General features: G+C 71.8%; 9 protein-coding genes. 3 read left to right on the top strand and 6 right to left on the bottom strand.

The features are described 5' to 3' along the window. Positions 1 to 217 (top strand): nitrilase (locus tag HYV93_06885; GenBank protein MBI2525692.1); only part of this gene is annotated, 217 nt, incomplete at its 5' end. A 198-nt stretch (positions 218 to 415) separates the two neighbouring features. On the opposite strand, the gene HYV93_06880 is transcribed toward HYV93_06885, so the two are convergent. From HYV93_06880 to HYV93_06870, 3 genes are read right to left on the bottom strand one after another with little or no spacing between them, the layout of a single operon-like run. Then, complete coding sequence (locus HYV93_06880; GenBank protein ID MBI2525691.1) at positions 416 to 1,012, bottom strand: peroxidase-related enzyme; 597 nt, start codon at positions 1,010 to 1,012, stop codon at positions 416 to 418. A gap of 11 nt (positions 1,013 to 1,023) precedes the next feature. Continuing rightward, positions 1,024 to 1,980, bottom strand: coding sequence for an LLM class flavin-dependent oxidoreductase (locus HYV93_06875; protein ID MBI2525690.1), 957 nt, complete (start codon positions 1,978 to 1,980; stop codon positions 1,024 to 1,026). A 23-nt stretch (positions 1,981 to 2,003) separates the two neighbouring features. After that, positions 2,004 to 3,092, bottom strand: a complete 1,089-nt coding sequence (locus HYV93_06870; GenBank protein MBI2525689.1) for a uroporphyrinogen decarboxylase family protein — start codon at positions 3,090 to 3,092, stop codon at positions 2,004 to 2,006. A 251-nt stretch (positions 3,093 to 3,343) separates the two neighbouring features. Between HYV93_06870 and HYV93_06865 the strand changes: the two genes are divergently transcribed. Both HYV93_06865 and HYV93_06860 read left to right on the top strand, forming a co-directional pair. After that, positions 3,344 to 3,703 (top strand): hypothetical protein, encoded by a 360-nt coding sequence (locus tag HYV93_06865; protein MBI2525688.1) that lies wholly within the window; start codon positions 3,344 to 3,346, stop codon positions 3,701 to 3,703. Positions 3,704 to 3,764: 61 nt separating this feature from the next. Then, positions 3,765 to 3,920 carry a hypothetical protein gene (locus tag HYV93_06860; GenBank protein ID MBI2525687.1) on the top strand — a complete coding sequence of 52 codons (156 nt, stop codon included), beginning with the start codon at positions 3,765 to 3,767 and terminating at the stop codon, positions 3,918 to 3,920. Positions 3,921 to 4,163: 243 nt separating this feature from the next. Here the strand turns inward: HYV93_06860 and HYV93_06855 are convergent, their stop codons facing one another. Genes HYV93_06855 through HYV93_06845 form a run of 3 tightly spaced genes read right to left on the bottom strand, consistent with a single transcriptional unit; the run spans position 4,164 to position 7,962 of the window. Further along, positions 4,164 to 5,546 (bottom strand): 2-oxoacid:acceptor oxidoreductase family protein, encoded by a 1,383-nt coding sequence (locus HYV93_06855; GenBank protein ID MBI2525686.1) that lies wholly within the window; start codon positions 5,544 to 5,546, stop codon positions 4,164 to 4,166. Further along, positions 5,546 to 6,688 carry a hypothetical protein gene (locus tag HYV93_06850; protein MBI2525685.1) on the bottom strand — a complete coding sequence of 381 codons (1,143 nt, stop codon included), beginning with the start codon at positions 6,686 to 6,688 and terminating at the stop codon, positions 5,546 to 5,548. The genes HYV93_06855 and HYV93_06850 overlap by 1 nt, the downstream gene beginning before the upstream one ends. A 47-nt stretch (positions 6,689 to 6,735) precedes the next feature. Then, the gene (locus HYV93_06845) at positions 6,736 to 7,962 is read right to left on the bottom strand and encodes a DUF1015 domain-containing protein (GenBank protein MBI2525684.1); all 1,227 of its coding nucleotides are present in this window, start codon (positions 7,960 to 7,962) and stop codon (positions 6,736 to 6,738) included. Between the last annotated feature and the right edge of the window lie 8 nt (positions 7,963 to 7,970).

Raw genomic sequence — 7,970 nt, 5'->3', positions numbered from 1 at the left:
GGCGCTCCGGGACCACCGGGCGCGCGCCCAGTGGGACAACTGGATGAAGGACCTCCGGACCGAGCTTTACCAGCTCCTCTACGAGAAGCCCATCTACCCGAAGAACCTCTACCTCAAGCGCGCGCCCATGAAGCACAAGGAGTACCGCGACAAGGTCATCAAGCGGCAGATCCGCCTCATGCACGATCGCGGCATCTGGGTCAAGCCGGCGCGGTAGGGCGCTCTCTCGGCGATCCGAAGACAGAACGCCGGCCGGGGCGGGGGGCCCTCCCCGCGGAACGCGCTGAGTCGCACCCCGCGGCGACGTCTCGGAAGGGGCCACGAGATCGAGGTCTTGGGCTCCGGCAGCGCGCAGAAGCCACGGTTCCGCGGGGAAGGCCCCCCGCCCCGGCCGGCTGCGCGCCGGGCGATGCTCTCACTGGCCGCGGCCCATGGTGTAGAACTCGCGGTTGGGCCGCATGGCGGAGAGGTTGGCCATGCGGTTGGAGAGGTTGAAGAAGGCCGCGATCGACCCGATGTCCCAGATGTCCGAGTCGCCGAAGCCCTCGCGGCGGAGCGCCTCGAGGTCAGGCGCCTCGATGGCCCCCGAGTCGAGCGTGATCTTCACGGCGAAGTCGAGCATGGCCCGCTGGCGCGGGGTGACCTCCGCGTGGCGGTAATTCGCGCTGATCTGGTCGGCGATGTAGGGGTGCTTGCTCAGGACACGGAGCGCCGCTCCGTGAGCCACCGTTCAGTAGGTGCACGCATTCGCGGCGCTGGCGGCCACCACGATCATCTCGCGCTCGGCGCGCGACAGCCCGGACTCCCCCCGCATCAGGACGTCGTAGTAGTGGAAGAAGGCGCGGAAGTGGTCCGGCTTCCAGGCGTACGCCAGGAACACGTTGGGGGTGAAACCGGCCTTCTTGGTGTTGGTCTCGATGACCTGGCGGATGTCCTCTGGCAGCGAGGCCGGATCCGGCACGGGGAAGCGGCTGATGGGGGCGGGATCGGGAGCAGGCGCAGGCGTCGACACGGGAGTCCTCCTCAGCGGAGCGCGCGCAGCGCGAAGTCGATCTGCGCGGCGGACAGGTTGGGCGAGAGCAGCAGGATGGGCAGCTCGGCGCCCGCCTCCTGCCAGCGGGCCAGGCGGGCGCGCGCCTGGTCGGGCGTCCCGTAGACGGTCAGCTCGTCCAGCAGCCGCTCGGCCTCTGGCGGCACGATGGCCGAGCCGCGCGCGGGGTTGGCCGCGACGACGGCTTGGACTTCCTTCTCGAAGCCCAGCCGGGAGATCGTCTGCGGGTAGAAGGGCCCCATCGAGGTCAGGTAGAAGGCGACGAACCAGGCGGCGCCCGTGCGCGCCTCCGCCGGGTCGTCGGCGACGACCGTCGGCATTGTCGGGCAGATCCGGGGGAGGTCGCGCGGCGCCTCGCTCCTCGCTGCGCCTTCCTCGAGCAGCGCCACCGCCTGGCGGAGGCGCGAGCGAGGGTAGAGGAAGCGCAGCCAGCCATCCGCCAGCTCGCCGGTGAGCCGGATCGTCTCCGGCGAGAGTCCACCGACATGGATCGCCACCCGGGGCGCCGGGGGCAGGTTGAGCCTGAGCGCGCGAGCCCCGTTGCCGTTGCCCAGGGGGATGCGCTCGCCCCGGAGGAGCGCCCGCACCTGCGTGATCACCTGGCGCATCCTCCTGGCGGGGGCGCCGAAGGGCACGTCATGGAGCCCCTCGGTGAGCTGGGCCGTGCTGGCGCCGAGCCCGAGGGTGAAGCGCCCGCCGGAGAGGTCGTCGAGCGTGGCGGCGGCCATGGCCAGCGTCCCGGCGCTCCGTCCCCAGATCCCGAGCACGCCTGAGCCGAGGGCGATGCGCCGGGTGCGGACGGCCAGCTCCCCGAGGAGCACCGTCGTGTCATGTGCCCACGTCTCGGTGAGGAAGCAGGCTTCGTAGCCGAGGCGCTCGGCTTCCGTCGCCAGGTGGACGATGGTCCCCCGCCGGTTCTCCAGCGGCATCACCGAGACGCCGACCCCGGGGATCACCGGTCGAGCATCCGCTCGTAGCGGCCGTAGTCGCGGGCAGCGTCCATGAACCACTGCACGCAGTCGGGGTCGGCGCGCGGGGGCAGCTCGCACGAGGTGGACAGGACGAAGCGCGAGCGCCGCCCCACCGTGTCGATGCAGCGACGCACCTCGGCTTCGATCTCGGCGCGCGTCGCGCGCTCGAAGATGGTCACGTCCGCGTTGCCGATGCCCACGACGCCGCGCTGGTTGCCGAGGGTCACCAGCTTGTCCAGCTGGTCGACCTTGAGCGCGGGGTCGGCCTGCTGGTCCAGGTCGATGGTGATGGCCGTGAAGCCCGCGTCCATCAGGTCAGCGTGGATCTGGTGCGTCGTCCCGCAGATGTGCAGGGTGGTGCCGACCTTCTTCGCCCTGAAGTAGTTCACCAGCTCCGTGTGGTAGGGCTTGACGAACTCGCGGTAGGTGTCGGGGCCGAGGAGGGAGCAGGAGGCCGTCGGATCCGAGTAGGAGAGCCCGATCTTTGTCTCCAGCACCGCATCCCCGACCCGCTTGGCCAGCTCCGTGGCGAAGCGCATGAGGTCGTGGACGAAGGGCGGGTCGTCGATGGTGTCGAGGCAGAACAGCTCCGGGTTGCGCATGAGCATGGCGATGGTGCAGGGGCCCACGTTCACGGAGCCCAGCGCGCTCGGGAGCCTCGCCGCCGACAGCGCCGCGCATTGCTCGAGGAAGGCCGGGATCCGGCCGTCGCGCCTGGGGTCGGGCACCTCCATCCGCGCGAGCCGGCCCTTGTCGTCCTGGAGCACGTGACGGTCGATGGAGGGGACCACGTAGTCGGAGTACTTGACGTGGCAGCCCGTGGCCTCGGCCTCCTTGGCCAGGTCGTTGAAGGCGATCATGATGTCGGGCTGGTAGCGATCGTAGAAGTTGAGCATCGCCCGGGTGGCCTTCACGGGATCGGTGCAGTACTCCTCGATGGAGAGCCCGTCGAGGCAGCCGGCGAAGACCCCGGCGATGGGGTAGGCGGGGACGCGGTCGGCGAAACCGCCCTTGTAGGCCGCGACGACGCGCTCCCGCGGCGTGTACCCGCTCTTCTGCTCCTGATCCATGCGGCAGCCTCCCTCGGGATGCGTTGCAGGTCCTTTCCGGACTCGGGCACAGCGATTATTGCCCGGATAGGGGGCCGCTTCAACCCCCCGCGCGCGCGCTCCGGAGCAGTCGAGAGGAGTGCAGCATGACGGCCGCGTCGGGAAGCGACTGCACGGCCGCTGCGGACCTGAACGCCCGGACCCCGCGTCCGTGCAGTCGCCTCGGATTGGCCCTTGACAAGCGGTCGACCCGATCGATTACTAATGGACCTATGGGGCGGCTGGCGGTCGCTGGTGCTCTCCTCATGGTGGCGGCCGCCACCAGCGGCACCGACGCGGGTGGTCTGGTCCGCCATGCGGGCCTTCTACAGTCCCTCGATCCCGCGGCAGGCGTGCTGATGATTGAAGAGGTTGGGGTCAACGGGAGAACGGATCTCCTCGAGGTCCGGATCCGCGGCGCCGACGTCGTGCGCGTCTGGCGGGACCCCGCCGAGCCGTGGCAGTGGCGGGAACGGCCGACCAGGATTCACCGCTGGCCCGCCGGAACCTTCGTGGTCGTGATCGGGACCACGGCTCCTTCGGGCGTGATTGACGCCACCCGCGTGGAGCTGCCCAGGGTTGCGCCGGAATAGGGGCCGAGCCACGCCAACCGCAGCCACCCTGAGGGCGCTCCTGGCCGCCGGCCTCCTGCTGATGGCGATCGGCCTGGAACGGCTCCTGAGCGCGTATCTCGTCGGCAGTCAGGCCGGGACGTGGTCGACGCGACTCGCGGTCGGCGCGCTCTGTCTCGTGGGCGGGGGCGTGCTCGTGGCGCTGGCAGGGTCCGGGCGCCTCCGCCCCGGGAGATGACCGTCTCGTGGCTCGTGGGGTCAGGTCTTGCAATCCAACACGTGCTGGATTGCAAGACCTGACCCCATCAATTCGCGAGGCCCCGGCGTCGTCGAGGACGAACACGGCGACGCCCGCCGCGCGAGGTCCATGCGCGTCGGGTAGACGCGGACGGGGGTCTCCATGCCCGCCACGACCACCTGGTGACGGCCGAGGGCGGAGCGCGACGCGCTGAAGGCCTCGATGAGGATCTGAGCTCCGCCGTCACGGGCGACCCTCCTCGACAGAGCGCGCGGCGGCCTCAGGGGCGAGAGACAGGGCGGCGTCCAGCGCTCGCTCGAGGATCCCGCCCGCACTTCCGCCGAGGCCGGCTGTGGCGGCCAGGAGCGCCTCGCGGGCGAGTATTCCGCGGCGGTGGTTCAGGACGGCCACGGCGCCGAGGGCCGCCGCGGCTGGCGAGAGCGCCCGCCGGAGCGGCAGGCAGAGTGCCCCGCGCACGGGGAGATCCGCCGCGAGGCTCTCATCGGCGATGACGAGCGCGCCGGGGGCCAGCCGCCCGAGATCGCCGCGGCCGCGGATCTCCCTGAGTCCGTCGGCGGAGGTGATGAGCACGGCGTCTGGCGCCTCCGTGCCCGTGTAGAGGATCGGCTCGGGCGAGAGCTTCACCTCCGAGAGGGAGAAGCCGCTGCCCACCGTCACCGGGTAGTCGTTCTTCTGCACGCAGTGGAGCCCCGAGAGCACGGCGGCCTGGCAGAGCGTGGCCGCCGCCGTCTGCACCCGCTCCCCGGCGCTGCCGGCGATGACCAGCGTGACGGGGCGCTGCAGGCGATGCGGGAAGGCGGGGGCGGGGGCTTCGGGAGGCTGCACCGCCCCGGGAGGGCCGGACGGCGCGGGGAAGTGCGCGCGATAGACCTTGTGATACGGCCGCCTGTCCTTGCGGTGGATCAGCCTGCCGAGCTGGCGCCCATCGGCCTCGGCCAGGGCTCTCAGCGCCTTGCCGTCCATGTGATTCAGCGGGACGCCGAAGCCCGTGCACAGCTCGAGGATCTCGACCAGCGCGAAGCCCGGGAAGGCGATGGCCTCGGCGATCACCGTGGCCAGCTCGGCATCGGTGGCGAGCTGGCGGGCGAAGAAGCCGGCCTGGCAGCCGCGGAGCAGCTGCTCCATATCGAGAGCCGGTACCCAGTTGCCCTGGAGCGTCGTGGAGGTGGCGAAGCCCTCGGGTGTGAGCGCCGAGTGCTGGCCTCCGGTCATGCCGTAGAGCATGTTGTTGTGCAGCAGCACCGCGAGGTCCACGTTCATGAGGGCGGCCTGGGTCAGGTGCAGGAGCCCGATGGTGGCGCCGCCGTCGCCGATCATGACGATGTTCTTCATCCGCCCCTCGCCCAGCAGCGCGTCGGCCAGGACCGCGCCCGCGGCCACGGCCGTCGAGCGCCCGTGGATCGTGTGGACGGTGTGCACGGCGGGGAAGAGCGGGTCCACGAGCCCGACGCAGCCGATGTCGGTGGTGAGGACGATCTGGCTCGGGTCGAGCCCGAGGCCGGCGAGCGCCCTGCCGAGGCCCCGCGCCACGAGGCCGTGGCCGCAGCCCTTGCAGTAGGGGAAGGGGCGATCGCCGAGGAAGGACGGCTGCTCGGGAGCCGTCATCACAGAGCCTCCAGGATCTCGGAGGGACGGATCATGCTGCCGAGCTTGTTGACGCCGTGCCACTCGCGGTCGGGGAGCGCTCCCGCCAGCACCCTGCGGTAGAGCCCGGAGAGATTCTCCTCGGCGACGACCACCCGCCGGGCCGTCCGGGCCGCCTCGCGGATCGCCTCCACGGGGACGGGGAAGAGGGTGAGGAGGCCCAGGAACGACAGCCGCCGTCCCGCTGCGCGGCCGAGGCGCATGGCCTCGCGCGCAGCCCGGCTCGTGATCCCGTAGCCCAGCACGAGCGCCTCCGCGTCGTCCTGGAGGTCCGGCACCACCATGGCCATGTCCTGCGCCCGCGCGGCGATCTTCGCCTCGAGGTGACGGAGCACCTCCAGGGTCTCGGCGTCGTTCTTCCTGAGCCAGCCGTCCTTGTTGTGGGCGGAGCCGGTGACGGTGACCTTGAGCGGGCCCGTGAGCGGAGCGAACGGGGGCACCTCGTCGGGCGTGGCGAACTGGACGGGGCGGTACCCCTCCGCGGTCGCCGGGGGGCGGGAGTGGACGGGCACCTCGGGCAAGCCGGCCAGGTCCACGGCCTCGTAGGTCATGGCGACCTCCTTGTCGCTGAGGAGGACCACCGGGGTCCGGAGCGCCTCCGACCAGCTGAAGGCGGCCATGGCCAGGGTGAAGCACTCGACCGGGGTGCTCGGCGCGAAGACGGGCACGGTGTAGCCGCCGGAGGTCGCGAACTCCGCCAGAAGCACATCGCCCTGGCCGCCCTGGGTGGCGCCGCCGGTGCTGGGGCCGAGGCGCTGGACGAGAACGACGACGACGGGGGTCTCGGCCATGAGGGCGTACTGGAAGGCCTCGACCATGAGCGCCCAGCCGGGACCGGAGGTCGCCGTCATCGCCTTGACGCCGCGCTGCGAGGCGCCGATGCAGTAGCAGAGCGCGGAGATCTCGTCCGGCGCACCGAGGGCCACATCGCCGCGCGCCTGGAGGCGGAGCGTCATCTCGCGGTAGATCTCCGAGGCGGGCGTGATCGGGTAGCCGCTGAAGAAGCGGCAGCCGGCGCGGAGGGCGCCCTCCACCACCATCTGGTTGCCGGACCTGAGCGTCAGGCCCGGCGCCGCGCCTGCCACGCGGGCGTCGGTCGTCATCGCGGCCTCCTCCGGTCCTGCCGTGCCGCCTTCGTCCCGCCGGACGGTCAGCCCAGCGTGTGGACGAAGAGGCCGCTCAGGAGCTTGGGCTCGAACCACGTGCTCTTGGGCGGCATGATCGCCCCCGCGTCCGCGACGGCCAGGAGCTGCTCCATGGTCGTCGGGTACATCGACACCCCCAGCGCCATCTCTCCCGAGTCCACGCGCGCCTCGAGCGCCCGCGCGCCGCGGATCCCGCCGACGAAGTCCAGGCGCTGATCGGTGCGCGGGTCGCCGATCCCGAGCACCGGGCCCAGGATGCGGTCGTGGAGGAGGGAGACGTCGAGGGAGCCGATCGGATCCACCCTGTCGGTCGCAGCCTCAGGAAGCTCCAGCAGGTGCCAGCGGCCCGAGAGGTAGAGGCAGAAGCTCCCCGGACGGGGCGGCGCCGGGTCGCCTGTCGGTGATAGGCGCCCGAGCCTGCCGAGCTGTTCCAGCACCTCCGGCACCGTCTGCCCCTTGAGGTCGCGGACCACGCGGTTGTAGGGCAGGATGCGGAGCTCGGCGGCCGGGAAGAGCGCGGCCAGGAACCAGCTGTACTCCTCGTCGCCCCGGTGGTGGGGGTTCGCCGCGCGGCGCTCCCGCGCCGCCCGCCATGCGCTGGCCGAGCGGTGGTGCCCGTCTGCGACATAGGCGCGCGTGACGGCGCCGAAGTTGGCGACCCAGGCCGCAGGGTCGGCGAGGCGCCACACCGTGTGGCGCACCCCGTCGGGGGCTGTGAAGTCGTGGAGCGGGGGCGCCTGCATGCCCGCCTCGGCCAGCCGGGCCATCTCCGGCCGTCCGCGATAGGCGAGGAGGACCGGCTCGGCATGGGCGTCGAGCGTGAGCACGTGGCGGGTACGGTCGTCCTCCTTGTCGGGCCGGGTCCGCTCGTGCTGGCGGATGACCCCCTGCTCGTAGTCGTCCACGTGCACGCAGCCGACCACCCCCACCTGGGCCCGCCCGCCCATCACCTGGCGGTAGAGGTACAGGGCCGCAGAGGTCTCGCGGATCAGCACCTCGTCCGCCACGAGACGGTCGAGGCTCTCCCGCGCCTTGGCGTAGACGCGCGCGTCGTGGGGATGCACGTCCGCCGGCACGTCGATGTCCGAGCGGCAGACGTGGAGGAAGGAGAGCGGGTTGCCGGCCGCCAGCCGGGCGGCTTCCTCGCGGCTGACCACGTCGTAGGGGGGCGAGGCGACCCGGGGCGCCAGGCCGGCAGCGGGGCGCAGCGCCCGGAAGGGGTGGAGCCGCATCGCTCGTC

This window comes from Candidatus Rokuibacteriota bacterium (assembly GCA_016188005.1).
Lineage (GTDB): Bacteria > Methylomirabilota > Methylomirabilia > Rokubacteriales > CSP1-6 > UBA12499.
Note: the sequence above shows the minus strand (reverse complement) of the source record. Positions and strands in the feature narration are given on the sequence as shown.

Bases quoted from the DNA above. Each gene is read 5' to 3' on its own strand.
- HYV93_06855 (MBI2525686.1), bottom strand. From the start codon at position 5,546: ATGACGGCTCCCGAGCAGCCGTCCTTCCTCGGCGATCGCCCCTTCCCC.
- HYV93_06870 (MBI2525689.1), bottom strand. From the start codon at position 3,092: ATGGATCAGGAGCAGAAGAGCGGGTACACGCCGCGGGAGCGCGTCGTC.
- HYV93_06875 (MBI2525690.1), bottom strand. From the start codon at position 1,980: ATGCCGCTGGAGAACCGGCGGGGGACCATCGTCCACCTGGCGACGGAA.
- HYV93_06850 (MBI2525685.1), bottom strand. From the start codon at position 6,688: ATGACGACCGACGCCCGCGTGGCAGGCGCGGCGCCGGGCCTGACGCTC.
- HYV93_06865 (MBI2525688.1), top strand. From the start codon at position 3,344: ATGGGGCGGCTGGCGGTCGCTGGTGCTCTCCTCATGGTGGCGGCCGCC.
- HYV93_06845 (MBI2525684.1), bottom strand. From the start codon at position 7,962: ATGCGGCTCCACCCCTTCCGGGCGCTGCGCCCCGCTGCCGGCCTGGCG.
- HYV93_06860 (MBI2525687.1), top strand. From the start codon at position 3,765: ATGGCGATCGGCCTGGAACGGCTCCTGAGCGCGTATCTCGTCGGCAGT.